This window comes from Streptomyces sp. UC4497, assembly GCF_054871485.1.
Genome location: NZ_JBTYHB010000001.1, coordinates 550,894 through 566,310, shown reverse-complemented (window position 1 = coordinate 566,310; position 15,417 = coordinate 550,894). Strand labels below are relative to the sequence as shown.

The following is a 15,417-nucleotide window of genomic DNA, read 5'->3' as shown; positions in this document are numbered from 1 at the left end:
TTGCACCGCAACGAGCGCCGGCGCGAGGAGGCAGTGATGAGCAGCGACCAGCCGTGGACCATTGACGCCATCGCCCACGCCATCCCCGCAGCCGACACCCGGCAGACGTTCCTCCGCGAGGTCAACCTCACCCCGCTTCCCGATCTCCCCGACGTCCTCGCCCGCTGGCAGCGCTTCGTCGAACAGTGGCGCGATGAGACTGTGCCGCGGCTCGACAGCATTCTTGAGTACGCGCGCGACCATGGCGGTGAGCTGTCCTCGGAGTACGAGGACGACGGGGGTACCGAGGACTTCCTCAACCAGCTGCGGGACAACGTTGCGAAGCGACAGACCAACGCAGCGTGACGTACGAGCTTGTCATCCCACCCAGTATTCGGCGCCAGATCGCAGGGCTCCCGGTGGGCGACCAAGCCGAACTCATCGCTCTCTTCGACCGGCTCCCCACCGAGCCCGAGCGGGTCACCGTCGTCGAGATCACTGACCCGCTCGCCGACTGACCAGCCCCAACGAGCGACTCGCCCCCCTCAGGACCACGCCCAGGGCGGGGTGGCCCGGCGGGCAGGGTGCGGGGCGCTTCGTCAAGCCCGGCGCTAGTCCCAGCCGCCCGTGAAGTTGCTGTTCACCTGCGCCGTGCAGATGTTGTAGCTGCCGGACGCGTGCCCCTTCTTGGTGTGGCCGTCGACCGTGACGGAACAGTTGATGTCCCCGCCACCCTGCAACTGCGCCGACACATGGAAGTACAGGGCATCGTCGTTGACGGACAGCGTCTTCGTCATCGGCAGGCCCGAGCCGTCCCGGCTGTCGCTGTCGCTGCCGTACATCGTGTCGACGCCCGCGGGAGCGGACCCCCACACCTTGAACACGACCTTCCCCGACGGGGCCTCGTCTTCGACCGGCTTTTCTGCGGGCTTCTTGGCGGGGGCCGCGGTCTTCGGCTCGGCCGTCTTCGTGACCGTCACGGTCGGCGCCGGCTTCGCCTTCTCGCCCTTGGCCGCGGGGGTCTTCGTCACCGTGACCGCCGGAGCAGGCTTCGAGCTTGCGACGGCCTTCTCGCTGCTGCCACCGGATGCGCCGATGCCGACACCGATGAACAGGATCACGAAGGCGGCGGGGATCACGAACCGCTTCTTCGCCCACTTCGGACCGTTCGCCGGTGGCGGGAAGCCAGGCCCCGGCATTGCGGGACCGGGTGGCACAGGTCCATTGAACGGTGGCTGGTGCGGCGGCGGTTGGTTGTACGACATGAGGCCCCCCAAGTGATGTGCGGTGACACATGACGGTAAGGGCGGATGTAGCGGTCATGGTAGACGGGTGATGGAGTTGTGACGAAAGTGTGAAGCTTCAACCGGATGATGTCGGGGGCGAATGATGCAGCCCCGCTCCTCTGTATAGAAGAGCGGGGCTGCCCCACGTGCTCTGAAGCTCAGCCGTCCGGCCCGAAAAGCTCGCGCGGTACGAGACCGGTTACTGGTCGTCGTCACGCCGCAGGGAGTCGCGGACGCCTTCGGCCTTGTCGCGGACGCGTTCGACGCCTTCCTTGGCCTTGCCGCGGGCCTGGTCGGCCTGGCCTTCGGTCTTCATCCGGTCGTTGCCGGTGACCTTGCCGGTCATCTCCTTGGCTTTGCCCTTGGCCTTGTCCATGGCGCTGTTGTCGCCCATGACCGCTCCTTGCGTGGTTGAGCTGGGGGATTGCCGCAACGGTATGAGGGCTCGGCGAGGGGCGCATCTGGAGCGGTTGCGCTGCGTGAGATTCGTGACGCGGTGTGGAGTCGGGTGTCCGCTCGCGGGTGCGTGGGGCCTGTGGAATCGTTAACAGGCGAAATGTCCCATTCCGCACCGGGAGGTCCCATGTCCTCGAAGCGTCGTCGGAAGAAGAAGGCCCGCCGCAAGCATGCGGCGAATCACGGCTCCCGTCCGCAGTCCTGACCGCGGCGGCGGTCGCGGGGTGGGGTCACGCGCGCTGCGCGACCCCACTGCCGATCGCGGACGCCCACTCGGTGACCAGCGACTCGTACTCGGCGCGGTCCTCGGGGTTCAGGCGCCCGCCCGTGCGCGCCCACAGGTCACGAATCTGCTCGTTGACCACGTCGGCGGACCGGATCGTGCGTGAGGCTGGGATGGCGGACATGTGAAAGAGCGTAGGGGATCCGTACGCCTATTCGCTGCGGTCCGTCACGTGGGCATCGCCATGTGTGAGTTTCGTCATGCGTATAGGTGCGGTGGGTCCTGTCGCTCTCAAGTGGCCCGGTGGCTCAGGTCACTTCAGCTTTTGCGGCCCACCGCCCCGTACATCGGCACCGGCGAACCGTCCCGGTCCTCGTCGACGGCCAACTCCGGGTGCCAGTCGGGGAGCCAGACCACGCCGGGGTCCACGAGCTCGAGTCCGGTCCCTGTGAAGAACTTCGTCATCTCCTCGTGTGTACGCGGCGCCAGTGTGACCCCGCCGGCCGCATACATGTCGATCGCCTGCTGGGTGCGCGCCGGGTCGTAATCCGCGGCCACGTGCGACAGGACCAGGTGGCTGCCCGAGGGCAGTGCGTCCACGAAGGTGCGCACGATGTCGTACGCGCCTTGCTCGTCCGGGATGAAGTGCAGCAGCGCGATCAACGACACCGCTATCGGGCGCTCGAAGTCCAGGATCTCCCTGGCCAGTTCGAGGATCCTGTCCGGCTCGCGGGCATCGGCCTGGACGTAACGCGTGACGCCCTCCGGCGTGCCGCGCAGCAGCGCCTCCGCGTGCCGCAGCACGATCGGGTCGTTGTCCACGTACACCACGCTCGCCTCGGGCGCCGCGAGTTGGGCGATGCGGTGCAGGTTCGGCTCGGTCGGGATGCCGGTGCCGATGTCGAGGAACTGGGTGACGCCGCCGCGCGCCGCGAGCATTCGGGTCGCGCGGTGCATGAACCAACGGTTGTGCCGCGCCGCGTACTTGGCCGTCGGCTCCAGTGTGGTGATCTGCCGGCCGAGTTCCTCGTCCACCGGATAGTTGTCCTTGCCGCCGAGGTACCAGTCGTACACCCGCGCCGGGTGCGGCCTGCTGGTGTCGATGCGCGGTGGAGTGGGGGATGTGTCGGGCGTCGAGGGCATGGGTGGCTGTAACTCCCTTGTCGTCCGGGGACATTCGAGCGTCTGCACGGGCATCCTGCCGTACGTGTGCGAAGTGTGTGGGTGCAATGGGGGAGGATGGCTGGTAGGAGTGGAAACCGAGACAGGAGAAACCGTGCGTGAGTGACGTCCCCCAACTACGGGGACGCGTACGCCTTCCTGGGCTGCTACCTCGTCCGTCCCGACCTGCGCGGCCTCGGTCACGGTATCGCCACCTGGAAGGCGGGGCTCGCGCACGCGGGCGGGGGCGATATTGCGCCACTCCTCGCGTACGACAGCGCCTGCTGTCCGGCGGACCGGCCCCGTTTCCTCGACTCCTGGCTGACCACAGAGGGGCACGTGGTCCGCGGTCGCGTCACCGGGTACGGCGTGCTGCGCGAAGGGGAGGACATGCCGCGGATCGGGCCGCTGTTCGCGGACGCGCCGGACGATGCCCGGGGCCTGTTCGGCGCGCTCGCTCCGGCGGGGCGGCCGGTCGGCATCGACGTGCCCGCGTCGAACCCGGCGGCGGTCGCTCTCGCAGAGGGGCGGGGGCTTGTGCCGGGGTTCGAGACGGCCCGGATGTACACCGGGCCGGTCCGGGCGTTCGCCGAGGAGCGGGTTTTCGGCGTGACGACTCTTGAGCTCGGGTGAGGTGAGGGCCTGAGGTCGGGCTCCGCAGCTCGGTCGGCTCCGGTGAGGCCAGCTGCCGTCGGCCTCCTTCCCGCTCAGTCCCGCTCCGGCCCCTGGTCTTCGAAGGCCCCGTGCCGCCCCGCCCCCGCCGCGAACCGGCCCGCCCCTTCGAGCGCTCCGCCCAACACGCCCATTCCGTAACGGAGTTCGGTACCCATCGCCGCCGCCTCGTCCCGGCCGTGCTGCTCCCGCAGGGACGCCCGGTCGCTGCGCAGGCAGTCCTGTGGGAAGCCCGCGATCTGCGCGGCGAGCGCCTCCGCCGCCGCGCGCGAACTCCCGGGCGGCACGAGGCGGTTCGCGAGGCCCATCTCGTACGCCTCCTGTGCCGGGACGGGGCGGCCGGTGAGGATCAGGTCGCTCGCGCGGCTCTCGCCGATGAGGCGGGGGAGGCGGACCGTGCCGCCGTCGATGAGCGGGACGCCCCAGCGGCGGCAGAAGACACCGAACACCGCGTCCTCCTCGACGACCCGCAGATCGCACCAGAGGGCGAGTTCGAGGCCACCCGCCACCGCGTGACCGGCCACGGCCGCGATGACGGGCTTCGTCAGGCGCAGGCGGGTCGGGCCCATCGGCCCGTCCCCGTCCTCCGCCACCCGGTTGCCGCGCTCCGTGCCGATCGCCTTGAGGTCGGCGCCCGCGCAGAACGTGCCGCCCTCGCCCCACAGCACGGCGACCCGCGCCGCCTCGTCCGCCTCGAACGCCCGGAAGGCGTCGGCCAGTCGGTCCGCCGTCGGCCCGTCGACCGCGTTGCGGGCCTCGGGGCGGGACAGGACGACCGTGGTGACGTGGCCTGCGCGTTCGACGCGGACCGGCATGAGGACCTCCGGGGCAACGGTGTCAGCTGACGGTGAGCTTCAGCTTCGCATCCGCCGTCGAGCTGTTCCCCACGTACAGCTCGAACGTGCCCTCCTCGACCCGGAATTCGCCGCTGGGGTCGTTCGTCCAGAAGCCGAGGTCCTCCGCGCCGAGCTGGAACCGGACCGTCGTCGACGCGCCCGCGTCCAGCGTGACCCGCTTGAACCCGCGCAACCTGCGCACCGGTTGAGTGAGGGACGCCGCCACATCGCGCACGTACAGCTGCGCCACCTCGTCGCCGGAGCGCGAGCCGGTGTTGCGGACCTCGACCGACACCTCGAAGGTGTCCCCCTTGCGCAGGGCGCCCGCCGGGATCGAGGAGCGGCTCAGCTTCGGTGTGCCGAAGGCGAACGACGTATAGCTGAGGCCGTAGCCGAACGGGAACTGCGGGGTGGGCGGCAGGTCGAGGTACTTCGACGTGTACTTGTTGTCCTTGTCGTACGGGCGGCCCGTCGACTCGTGGTTGTAGTGGATCGGGATCTGGCCGGTCGTGCGCGGGAAGGACACCGGCAGCTTGCCGCCGGGGTTCACCGTGCCGAACAGGACGTCCGCGATCGCGTTGCCCGCCTCGATGCCGGGGTGCCAGGCCTCAAGTACGGCCGGGGCGCTCTCCAGCCAGTCGCCGACGGTGAACGGCCGGCCGCCCACCAGGACCACCACGAACGGCTTGCCGGTCCCGGCGATCGCCGCGATCAGCTTCTCCTGCGCGCCCGGCAGCGAGATGTCGCTGCGGGCCGCGGCCTCGCCGCTCATCGACGGCGGCTCGCCGACGACCACGATCGTGACGTCGGCGGACTTGGCGGCGGTGACCGCGTCCGCGATGCCGTCCGTGTCCTTGCCCTCCGGGTCGACGCCGCGCGCGTACGTGACCTTGGCGCCCGGCGCCGCCTTCTTCACCGCGTCGAGCACCTTCACCGAAGGGAACTTCTCGGCCGACGCGGGCACCACCCACGTACCGAGCAGATCCGAGGAGTCGCCGAACGGCCCCACCACAGCAAGGGACTTGAGCGACTTCTTCAACGGGAGCGCGCCCTGCTCGTTCCTCAGCAGGACCATCGAGCGGGACGCCGCAGTGCGCGCCGCCTTGCGGGCGTCCGCCGAGGGCTCGCTGATCGCCTTCGACTCCTCCACGTACGGGTCGTCGAACAGGCCGAGTTCGTACTTGAGGCGGAGCACGCTCGCCACCGCCTCGTCGATCCGCCGCTCCTTGATCTTCCCGGCGCGCAGCAGCTTCTTGCCGTTGGTGAGGAGGTTGGTGCTGGTCATCTCCATGTCGACACCGGAGTTGAGGGCGAGCCGGGCCGCGTCCGCGCCGTCCTCGGCGAAGCCGTGCGCGATCAACTCCTGAACGCCGGTGTAGTCGCTGACGACAAGCCCCTCGAATCCCCACTCCTTCTTGAGGATGTCGGTGAGCGTGTGCGGATTGCCGTGCGCAGGGACGCCGCTGATGGTGTTGAAGGAGGCCATCACGGTGGCCACGCCGGCGTCCAACGCCGCCTTGAACGGCGGGAGATAGAGGTTGCGCAGGCGCGACTCGGACACGTCGACCGTGTTGTAGTCGCGGCCGCCCTCCGCGCCGCCGTACGCCACGAAGTGCTTCGCGCACGCCGCGACGGTGTCCTTCGAGCCGTAGCCCGAACCCTGGTAGCCCTTCACCTTGGCCGCCGCGAACTTCGCGGTCAGATACGGGTCCTCGCCGTTGCCCTCGGCGATCCGGCCCCAGCGCGGCTCGTGCGTGACGTCCATCATCGGCGCGAACGTCCAGTGCACGCCGTTGGAGCGGGCCTCCTTGGCGGACACCTCGGCGTCCGAGCGGGCCACGTCCGGGTCGAAGCTGGACGCCTGGGCGAGCGGGATCGGGAAGTTGGTCCAGAAGCCGTGGATGACGTCGAGGCCGAGAAGCAGCGGGATGCCGAGCCGGGACTCCTCCACGGCGATGCGCTGCAGCTCGTTGGTGGTCTTGGCGCCGAAGATGCTGAACACCGAGCCGACCCGCCCGGCCCGCGCCGCGTCCTCGACCGCCTTCGTCGTGCCGGAGCCCGGATTGAGGTCGTAGGACCAGGGGAGCTGCTGGAGCTGGCCCAGCTTCTCTTCGAGAGTCATACGGGCGAGGAGGCTCTGGATCTTGCCCTCGTAGCTCGTGTGCGGGGCGGTGGGGCCCGTGGTGGCCGCGTATGCGGTGGCGGTCTGGCTGGTGGTGACGGTGCCCGCGGCCGCGGTGACACCGATCGCGGACAGCAGGGTACGTCTGCGTAGCTCCGGCATGCCTTCGCTTCCCGATAGAGCGGACCCCGTGACGGGCCCACAACTCGTGTAATGGCCACAAGAATTGAAGCGAAGTTACGTTCCGGTTACCTGAGGGTCAAGAGGTGCGACCGGGGTGTCGGTCCACGTTCGGCCCCGTTCGCGGTCTCCGCTCTTGACCTCAAGATTGGTTGAGGTCATACCGTCATCGACATGAGCATGGAGACCACAGCCTGGACGCAGCTGCACAGCGTCATGAACGCCCAGGACGGCGGGCCCAAGGGCCGTCCCTTCGCCCGCGCGACCCTTCGCAGGATCGCCGAATTCGCCCGGCCGCACCGGCGGCGCATCGTCCAGTTCGTGTTCCTGAGCATCCTGACCGCGCTGCTCGCCGTGGCGACGCCGATGCTCGCGGGCACGGTCGTCAACGCGATCGTGGGCGGCCACGACGAGGGCCGCGTCATTCGCCTCGCCCTCCTCATCGCGGTCATCGCGGTCGCAGAGGCGGGTATCGGGCTGCTGGCCCGCTGGCTCTCGGCGAACCTCGGCGAAAGCCTCATCCTCGACCTGCGGACGGCCGTCTTCGACCACGTACAGCGCATGCCCGTCGCCTTCTTCACCAGGACCCGCACGGGAGCCCTGGTCAGCCGCCTCAACAACGACGTCATCGGCGCGCAGCGCGCCTTCAGCAACACACTGTCGGGTGTGGTCGGCAACGTGGTCACACTGATCCTGACCCTGGCCGTCATGCTGACGCTGTCCTGGCAGATCACACTGCTCGCTCTTCTCCTCCTGCCGGTCTTCGTGCTGCCCGCGCGCCGCATGGGCTCCCGCATGGCCCGCCTCCAGCGCGAGGCCGCCGCGCACAACGCGGCCATGGGGACGCGGATGACCGAGCGGTTCTCCGCGCCCGGCGCCACGCTGATCAAGCTGTTCGGACGGCCAGGCGACGAGTCGGCCGAGTTCGCGGAGCGCGCCCGCCGGGTGCGCGACATCGGCGTCCGCACCGCCATGGCGCAGTCGGCGTTCATCACCGCGCTCACCCTTGTCTCCGCCCTCGCGCTGGCGCTCGTGTACGGCCTCGGCGGCTACTTCGCGCTGACCGGCAGCCTGAAGGCCGGCGCGGTCGTCTCCCTGGCTCTGCTGCTGACCCGCCTGTACGCGCCGCTCACCTCGCTCGCCGGCGCCCGCGTCGAGGTGATGAGCGCGCTCGTCAGCTTCGAGCGGGTCTTCGAGGTGCTCGACCTCAAGCCGCTCATCGACGAGAAGCCCGACGCCCGCGCGATCCCGGAGGGCCCGGTCGCCGTCGAGTTCGACGACGTCCGCTTCGGCTACCCGTCCGCCGACAAGGTGTCACTGGCCTCGCTGGAAGAGGTCGCCTCGCTCGACACACGCGGCGGCGCCGAGGTGCTGCACGGCGTCTCCTTCCGGGCCGAACCCGGCCAGACGGTGGCGCTCGTCGGCTCCTCCGGAGCCGGCAAGTCGACCATCGCGTCGCTGCTGCCGCGGCTCTACGACACCGATGGCGGGGCCGTCCGCATCGGCGGCCTCGACGTACGCGACGCCAGCGCCGTCTCGCTGCGCGCCACGCTCGGCATGGTCACGCAGGACGGACACCTCTTCCACGACAGCATCCGCGCGAACCTGCTGCTCGCCCGCCCCGAGGCGAGCGAGGCCGACCTGTGGGACGTGCTGACGCGCGCCCGCCTCGACGCGCTCGTCCGCGACCTGCCGGACGGCCTGGACACGGTCGTCGGCGAACGCGGCTACCGGCTCTCCGGCGGCGAACGCCAGCGCATGACCATCGCCCGGCTGCTCCTCGCCCGCCAGCGCGTCGTCATCCTCGACGAGGCCACCGCCCACCTGGACAACACGTCGGAGGCGGCCGTGCAGGAGGCTCTCGCCGAGGCGCTGGAGGGGCGTACGGCCGTGGTCATCGCCCACCGGCTTTCGACGATCCGCTCCGCCGACCAGATCCTCGTGGTGGAGGAAGGGCGAGTGGTGGAGCGGGGGACGCACGAGGAGCTCGTGGTGCGGGGTGGCCGGTACGAGGAGCTGTACCGGACGCAGTTCGGGGGAGCGGAGGTTGTGGAGGCGGCGTGAGGGGGGGGGTGCCACGGTCACCGTGGTTGCGGTCTCGGGGCTCCGCCGGCTCCCGTCCCAGAGCGGGGCTGAAAGTTCCCAACCCACCCGCGCCAACGGCCAGTTGACCACTCACACCGCAACGTGACCGCGGGTTACCCTGACCGCATGCTGGTAGGTCGCACAGCGGAATGCGCGCGCCTCGCGGACCTCGTCGACGGCGCGCGCACCGGTCACAGCGCCGCCCTGGTCGTCCGTGGCGAGGCGGGCATCGGGAAGACCAGCCTGCTCGGCTACGCCGAATCCGTCGCCCGTGACCTCACGCGGCTGCACACGCAGGGCATCGAGTCGGAGAGCGAACTGCCGTACGTGGGGCTCGCGGACCTGTTCCGGCCGGTCACCGACCACCTCGACCGCATCCCGGAACGGCAGGCCGCGGCCCTCACCGGCGCCCTCGCCCTGGGCCCCGCCGTCGCGCAGGACCGGTTCGCGGTCGCCGCCGGAACGCTCAGCCTGTTGGGCGCGATCAGCGAGTCCGGTCCTGTCCTTGTCGTCGTCGACGACACCCAGTGGCTCGACCCGTACTCCCTGGACGCCCTCGCCTTCGCGACCCGCCGCCTGGGCCGCGAGGGCGTGGTCGCCCTCTTCGCCACCCGTGACACCGACGAGACCGCCTCCCGCCTCGCGCCCGTGGAGTCACTCAGCCTCCGGGGTCTCGATGCCGGGGCGGCCCGCGAACTAGTCGCCGAGGAGGCCGGTGAGCCGCTGCCGCCGCACGACGTCCAATGGCTGCTGTCCGAGGCCCGCGGCAACCCGCTCGCCCTCGTCGAACTCCCCGCCCTGATCGCCCACGGCGGCCACCGCCCCGACAGCGGCGCCCCGCTGCCCATCGGCGACATCCTCGCCCGCACTTTCCACAGCGCCATCACCCGGCTCCCCGCCCCCACCCGGGACGCCATGCTGCTGCTCGCGGTCCTCGGCCCCCGCCCGCTCGCCGGAACCGAACGGGTGCTGCGCGCACACGAGTTGACCTACGCGGACCTCGAACCGGCCGAGCGGGCCGGACTGATGACCGTCGAGGGAGGCGCGTACGTCTTCCGCCACCCGCTCGTCCGCTCCGGCGTCTACCACGGCGCGACCGCCGTCCGCCGCTGGCGCGCCCACCGCACCGTCGCGCGGGCCCTCCAGGGTGCCCGCGCCCCCGCCGCGCTCGAACGCTACGCCTGGCACCTGTCCGAATCGGGCGCCGACCCGGACGAAGAGGTCGCCGCCGCGCTCGCGAAGGCGGCCTCCGGCGGCCCGGCCAGCCTCACCTTCCCGCTCGCCGCCCGCCTGTACGCCCACGCCGCCCGCTTCACCCCCGACGACGAGGGCAAGGCGCGCCGCCTGCTCGCCGCCGCCCGCGCCGCCCAGGCCGCGGGTTCGCTCGACGAGGCCGCCGACCTCCTGGACCACGCCCTCGACCACGCCGCCCACGAACGCACCCGCCTGGAACTGCGCCAACTGCTCTGCTACGTGGACATCCAGCGCGGCCGCCCCGCCCGCGCGCGCGAGCAGCTGCGTTCCGCCGTCGACGAGGCCCGCCGCGTCGACCCCGCGCTCGCCGCCGTCATGCTCGGCGGCATCACCCTCACGGAACTCGCCATCGGCGACCTCACGGCGGCCCGTGCCACGTCCGCCGAATCGATGCAGCTCGCGGACGCCTTCGGTGACGCGGCGGCGGCCCTGCCGGTACGCCTCCTGCACGCGCTGGTCGAACTCCTGGGCGGCAACGCGGCGGACGGCCGCGCCCTGCTCCACGACCTCGAAAAGCCCCTGGCCGTACCGGACCTGTCCTTCCCCTACCCGGTCTCCGGCGTCGGGGGCCTGTGCTACCTGGCCACGGAGGAGCTGGACCAGGGCCACGCGCTCCTCGACCGCGCGGTGCACGCGGCCCGCTCCTCCAGCACGGTCGGCCTCCTCGCCCACCTCCTCGGCACGCTCTCCGTCATCGAGTTCTGGCGCGGCGAGTGGAACGCCTCGCTCGCCCACGCCGACGAATCCGCACGCCTCGGCGAGGACACAGGACGGGTCATCGAGGTGTGCCGCGCACTGGCGGCGCAGGCCCGCACCGAGGCGGTCCTGGGCAGGGAGGCGGACTGCCGCCGTCACGAGGCGCAGTGCCGCTCCCTGGCCGCGGCCGCCGAACTCCCCATGGACGCGGCACGCGCACGTGGCGCGCTCGGCCTTCTCGAACTCGGCCTCGGGCGCTACGAAGACGCGGCGGGACACCTGGAAGAGGTACGCGCCTTCTCCCTCGCCAACGGCCGCGGCGACGGCCTCTATCTCTCCTGGGCCGCCGACCTCGCCGAGGCCTACGTCCATCTGCACCGCACCGACGAGGCGTACGAGGTGCTTCGTGTCCTGGACCACGAGGCGGGCCGGGGCAGGCGCCCCATCACCGCCGCTGCTGCTGCCCGCTGCCGGGGCATGCTCGAACCGGCTTACGTCGAGCGGCACATGGACCGGGCCCTGGCCGAACTCGGCGACATCCAGGCCCCGTTCGAGCGGGGCCGGACCGACTTCGCGTGCGGCGAGCTCCTGCGCCGACTCGGCCGCCGCAGCGAGGCCCGCCGCCGGCTGCAGCGCGCCCTCGCCACCTTCGAACGCCTCGGCGCGGCCGGCTGGGCGGGCCGCGCCGCCGCCGAACTCCACGCCGCGGGCGGCGACCGCGTCGACTCGGGCCCCACACCACTGGACGGCCTGACCCCCCAAGAACTCCGCGTGGCCCTGGCGGTCGGCCGCGGAGTCACCAACCACGAAGCGGCGGAACAGCTCTTCCTCAGCGTCAAGACGGTCGAGTTCCACCTCGGCAACATCTACCGAAAACTGGACGGGGTGCACCGACGGGCCCAACTCGTACGCCTGCTCAGCGAATCGGCACACCCCTGACAACCCCTGATGTGCACACAGACAGTGGGGGTGCCCGCGCCGGACACCCCCAGTCCCCCGTTGTCCCCCGTGGGATCCCCGTTGTTCCCCCGTAGGGTCCCCCGTGTCGAAAGCCCCCGTGTGCTTTCGTGTCTCCACGATGGACCCGGCCGGACCCCTGGGCCACGGGGAAAACCCTGGGATCGGGGATCCGGGCCTACGCCGATCGGTGTAGACGCGGCAACAGCGCAGGTCAGCCCGCGGCCACCGACGCGTCGTACCCGTAGATCCACCCACTTCCCACCAACGGATCCGCTTCCCCGAGCGCCGTATCCCGCGCCCGCTGCTCCGGGCCGTCCGGCAGGTGGTTGGTGTCGGCGCGGGAGTGGCTCGCCTGTTGGAGGCGGGTGGTGCGGGGGATGCGCTCCGACTCGTAGCGGGCGAGGGCCCGGTCCGGGGCATCCGGGTCGGTGGCGAGGCAGCGGGTCAGGACCGCCGCGTCCTCCAGTGCCTGCGCGGCCCCCTGGCCGTAGAACGGGAACATCGCATGCGCGGCGTCACCCAGCAGGGTCATGCGGCCGAGGGTCCACGAGGGGAGTGGCGGGCGGTCGTACAGGGCCCAACGACCGGGAACGGAACCGGACTTGATGAGTGTGGTCACCCGCTCGTCCCAGTCGGCGAACTCCGCGTGGAACTCCTCGACCGTGGCCGTCGCGCTCCACGACTCCTCCGTCCCGTCCGTCGCCGGGGCGAACGCAACCACGTTCACGCCCGCGCCGCCGGAGATCGGATAGTGCACGAAGTGGCGGCCGGGCCCGAGCCAGAGAGTCTGGGCGCGGCGCAGGGCGAACTCGGGGGCCGCCGCGGCGGGGACCACCGTGCGGAACGCGCACAGGCCCGAGAAGCGGGGGCGTTCCGGTTCCGCGACCGTCTCGCGGACGAGGGAGTGCATGCCGTCCGCACCGATCACCAGGTCGGCGTCGGTGCGGGTGCCGTCGGCGAAGGTCAGGCGTATGCCGTCGGCACGCGGTTCGACGGACGTGCAGCGCGCCCCGAGCCGCACCGCATCGTCCGGCACCGCCGACCTGAGGGCGTCGAGCAGGTGGGCGCGGTGCGCGGTGTACGTGCGCTCCCCGTAGAGGCGCTCGCACACCCCGTCGAGGCGCTCCGCGGACAGCACCGTGCCGTCCTCCCAGCGGCGGAACTCCCAGCCCCAGTCCAGCGGTACGGCCCGGCGCAGCGCGGACTCCGCCACGCCCAGCGCGCGCAGCGGCCGCACCGCGTTCGGCGCGAGCACCAGGCCCGCGCCGACCTCGGTGAGCGCGGCCGCCTGCTCGTGGACGGTCACGGTCAGCCCCGCGCGATGGAGGAACGCCGCGGCCGCCATGCCGCCGATGCCGCCGCCCACGATCGCGATCCGAGGCCCTGTCTGCTGCCTGTTGCGCACTGGCTTCCTCCTGGACTCCGCCGCGTACGTCGTTGTCCTCGCGGCACCCTGGGGATCCTCGCCCTCCGCGCCAACCTGCGTAACCGCTATGTTCATTGAGCGAACATCGGCGTCAACTACCCATGCGCAGAAGGAGAAGGAGGGGGCGGATGTCCCGTACCGGGCAGCCAGGGCGCAGCGTGAGCGCGCGCCTGCTCGACGTCCTCTTCGCCTTCCGTGCCGGCCGATCCCGGCTCACGCTGGCCGAGTTGACCCGGGCCACCGGACTTCCGCACGCCTCGGTGCGTCGGCTCGCCCTCGAGCTCGTCGAGGCCGGCGCCCTCGACCGGGCGCGGGACGGCACGTTCACGGTGGGGATCCGGATGTGGGAGCTGGGCACGCTGGCGCCGCTGAGCCTGCCACTGCGCACGGTCGCGCTGCCGTACATGGAGGATCTGCACGCCGCGTTGCGTCAGCACGTGCAGATCGCGGTCCTCGACGGTACGTCGGCGGTGCTCGTCGAGCGGCTCTCGGCGGAACGCGCGGTCGACGTCGAGTTCCGGCCCGGCGGGCGGCTGCCCCTGCACAGCTCGGGCGTCGGCAAGGTGCTGCTCGCCCACGCGGCACCCGAACTCATCGACGTACTGGTACGGGACGGGCTCCCCGCGCCGACTCCGCGGACGCTCACCGAGCCCGAACGGCTGCGCGCCGAGCTCGCCGAGGTGCGCGAGAGCGGGGCGGCCACGGTGTACGGGGAGACCTCGCCCGGCGTGGACTCCGTGGCCACCCGCGTCCTCGACGCCGACGGTGCGGTGGTCGCCGCGCTCGGCGTCGTCGTACGAGCGGGCACGGCGGATCTGCGGGCGGTGCGGCCCGCGGTCATCGCCAGCGGGCTCGCGGTGTCGCGCGGGCTGGGGTGGCGGCCTCAGAACGGCGTGAGGTGCCCTTGAACATCGCCGCGAGCCCCGCCCCCAGCAGCGCCGGGACCACGAACGCGTAGAAGCCGGCCTTGGGCCAGGCGAACAGGACGGTGACCGCGCCCAGGTAGCTGGGGCCCACCACGGCGCCGATGCGGCCGACCCCGAGACTGAACCCGAGGCCGGTGCCGCGCAGGTGGGGCGGGTAGTAATGGGCGACGGCTATGTTGACCAGGTTCTGCGTGCCCAGGGCGCCGAGCCCCGCGACCGCGGACGCGACCAGCAGCACGGGGCGGGGTTGCGGAGTGCTCAGCGTGATCATCGCGAGTGCGGCGAGGACGAAACTCGCCACCGTGGCGGCCTTGAGGAAACCGCGGTCGGCGAACAGAACGGCGGCCAGCGTGCCCAGCACCGCGCCAGCGTTGAACGCGATGGAGAACTCCAGGGACGAGCTGAGGTCGTAGCCGCTCTTGACCATCAGGGTCGGCAGCCACGTGCCCGCGCCGTAGACGAGGACGAGGCCGGTGAAGGTGGCTGCCCAGAAGAGAAGGGTGGCCCTGCGGTGTTCGGCGACGAGGATCTCGCCCAGACGGTTGGCGGAGGCGGCCCGCCCCTCACCGGTCGCCGACGGCGCCGATGCCGGGACGAGCCGCCACACCACCGGTATGAGCACGAGCGGGAAGACACCGAACAGGAACAGGGAGTGGAAGTCCCACGCGGGCAGCAGCGCGCGGCCGAGGACACCCGTGATGATGCCGCCGAAGGCGAGGCCGGTCAGCGCGGTGCCGACTTGGAGGTTGCGGCGCCCGGGTGTCGCCGATTCGCTCACGTACGCGGTGACCAGCGGGATGAGCGCCCCCAGGCCGATGCCGGTGGCGAAGCGGGTCGCGGCGAAGAGGCCGAGCGTCCCGGCGACCGCGCTCAGCAGCATCCAGACGGAGAGCCAGGCCAGACTGATGACCATCGGGAGCCGCCGCCCGTACAGGTCCCCGGCCCAGCCCGCCGCGACGGAACCGATGGGCATGCCGAGCGCGGTGAGGCTGCCCAGCAGGCCGAGCGTGGACTTGGTGACGTCCCAGCCGGGGTGGTTGAGGAGGGAGGGACCGACCGCGCCGAGGATGAAGAGGTCGTACCCCTCGATGCAGAGCATGGCCAGACCGAGGGCCGTGGCCGCACGTGCGCCAGTGGTGCGTGTCATCGCGCGTC

General features: G+C 71.4%; 13 protein-coding genes and 1 pseudogene. 6 read left to right on the top strand and 8 right to left on the bottom strand.

The genetic code is table 11. The features are described 5' to 3' along the window. The first annotated feature begins 36 nt into the window (after positions 1-36). Both ACYSUO_RS02545 and ACYSUO_RS02540 read left to right on the top strand, forming a co-directional pair. Complete coding sequence (locus tag ACYSUO_RS02545) at positions 37-345, top strand: hypothetical protein (RefSeq protein ID WP_461774313.1); 309 nt, start codon at positions 37-39, stop codon at positions 343-345. Beyond that, on the top strand, positions 342-497 hold the full coding sequence (locus ACYSUO_RS02540) for a hypothetical protein (protein WP_461774312.1): 156 nt from the start codon (positions 342-344) through the stop codon (positions 495-497). Before ACYSUO_RS02545 ends, ACYSUO_RS02540 begins: the two co-directional genes overlap by 4 nt. 93 nt (positions 498-590) lie before the next feature. On the opposite strand, the gene ACYSUO_RS02535 is transcribed toward ACYSUO_RS02540, so the two are convergent. The 4 genes from ACYSUO_RS02535 to ACYSUO_RS02520 all read right to left on the bottom strand — a co-directional run bounded on the left by ACYSUO_RS02535 (position 591) and on the right by ACYSUO_RS02520 (position 3,087). Then, positions 591-1,118 carry an MmpS family transport accessory protein gene (locus ACYSUO_RS02535; RefSeq protein ID WP_461774311.1) on the bottom strand — a complete coding sequence of 176 codons (528 nt, stop codon included), beginning with the start codon at positions 1,116-1,118 and terminating at the stop codon, positions 591-593. Positions 1,119-1,464: 346 nt separating this feature from the next. Further along, complete coding sequence (locus tag ACYSUO_RS02530) at positions 1,465-1,659, bottom strand: CsbD family protein (RefSeq protein WP_461774310.1); 195 nt, start codon at positions 1,657-1,659, stop codon at positions 1,465-1,467. 292 nt (positions 1,660-1,951) lie between these two features. Beyond that, positions 1,952-2,128: a hypothetical protein gene (locus ACYSUO_RS02525; RefSeq protein ID WP_461774309.1), complete on the bottom strand. Its 177-nt coding sequence runs from the start codon at positions 2,126-2,128 to the stop codon at positions 1,952-1,954. Positions 2,129-2,262: 134 nt separating this feature from the next. Further along, a complete protein-coding gene (locus ACYSUO_RS02520) occupies positions 2,263-3,087 on the bottom strand; it encodes an SAM-dependent methyltransferase (RefSeq protein WP_461774308.1) in 825 nt (274 codons plus the stop codon). 153 nt (positions 3,088-3,240) lie between these two features. Here ACYSUO_RS02520 and ACYSUO_RS02515 point away from each other — a divergent pair. After that, positions 3,241-3,738, top strand: a pseudogene (locus ACYSUO_RS02515) (GNAT family N-acetyltransferase); the annotation flags it as partial. Between the two features lie 74 nt (positions 3,739-3,812). Here ACYSUO_RS02515 and ACYSUO_RS02510 read toward each other — a convergent pair. Next, positions 3,813-4,592 carry a crotonase/enoyl-CoA hydratase family protein gene (locus tag ACYSUO_RS02510; protein ID WP_461774307.1) on the bottom strand — a complete coding sequence of 260 codons (780 nt, stop codon included), beginning with the start codon at positions 4,590-4,592 and terminating at the stop codon, positions 3,813-3,815. Positions 4,593-4,614: 22 nt separating this feature from the next. Continuing rightward, positions 4,615-6,897 carry a glycoside hydrolase family 3 N-terminal domain-containing protein gene (locus tag ACYSUO_RS02505; RefSeq protein WP_461774306.1) on the bottom strand — a complete coding sequence of 761 codons (2,283 nt, stop codon included), beginning with the start codon at positions 6,895-6,897 and terminating at the stop codon, positions 4,615-4,617. A gap of 192 nt (positions 6,898-7,089) precedes the next feature. On the opposite strand from ACYSUO_RS02505, the gene ACYSUO_RS02500 reads away from it, so the two are divergent. Together ACYSUO_RS02500 and ACYSUO_RS02495 are read left to right on the top strand one after the other, a co-directional pair. After that, the gene (locus ACYSUO_RS02500; RefSeq protein ID WP_461774305.1) at positions 7,090-8,979 is read left to right on the top strand and encodes an ABC transporter ATP-binding protein; all 1,890 of its coding nucleotides are present in this window, start codon (positions 7,090-7,092) and stop codon (positions 8,977-8,979) included. A gap of 147 nt (positions 8,980-9,126) precedes the next feature. Continuing rightward, on the top strand, positions 9,127-11,889 hold the full coding sequence (locus ACYSUO_RS02495; protein ID WP_461774304.1) for a helix-turn-helix transcriptional regulator: 2,763 nt from the start codon (positions 9,127-9,129) through the stop codon (positions 11,887-11,889). Positions 11,890-12,121: 232 nt separating this feature from the next. Here the strand turns inward: ACYSUO_RS02495 and ACYSUO_RS02490 are convergent, their stop codons facing one another. After that, positions 12,122-13,315 (bottom strand): FAD-dependent monooxygenase, encoded by a 1,194-nt coding sequence (locus ACYSUO_RS02490; protein WP_461774303.1) that lies wholly within the window; start codon positions 13,313-13,315, stop codon positions 12,122-12,124. Between the two features lie 149 nt (positions 13,316-13,464). Between ACYSUO_RS02490 and ACYSUO_RS02485 the strand changes: the two genes are divergently transcribed. Beyond that, positions 13,465-14,244 carry an IclR family transcriptional regulator gene (locus ACYSUO_RS02485; protein WP_461774302.1) on the top strand — a complete coding sequence of 260 codons (780 nt, stop codon included), beginning with the start codon at positions 13,465-13,467 and terminating at the stop codon, positions 14,242-14,244. Here the strand turns inward: ACYSUO_RS02485 and ACYSUO_RS02480 are convergent. After that, positions 14,174-15,409, bottom strand: a complete 1,236-nt coding sequence (locus ACYSUO_RS02480) for an MFS transporter (RefSeq protein WP_461774301.1) — start codon at positions 15,407-15,409, stop codon at positions 14,174-14,176. The two genes, ACYSUO_RS02485 and ACYSUO_RS02480, sit on opposite strands and share 71 nt — an antisense overlap. Between the last annotated feature and the right edge of the window lie 8 nt (positions 15,410-15,417).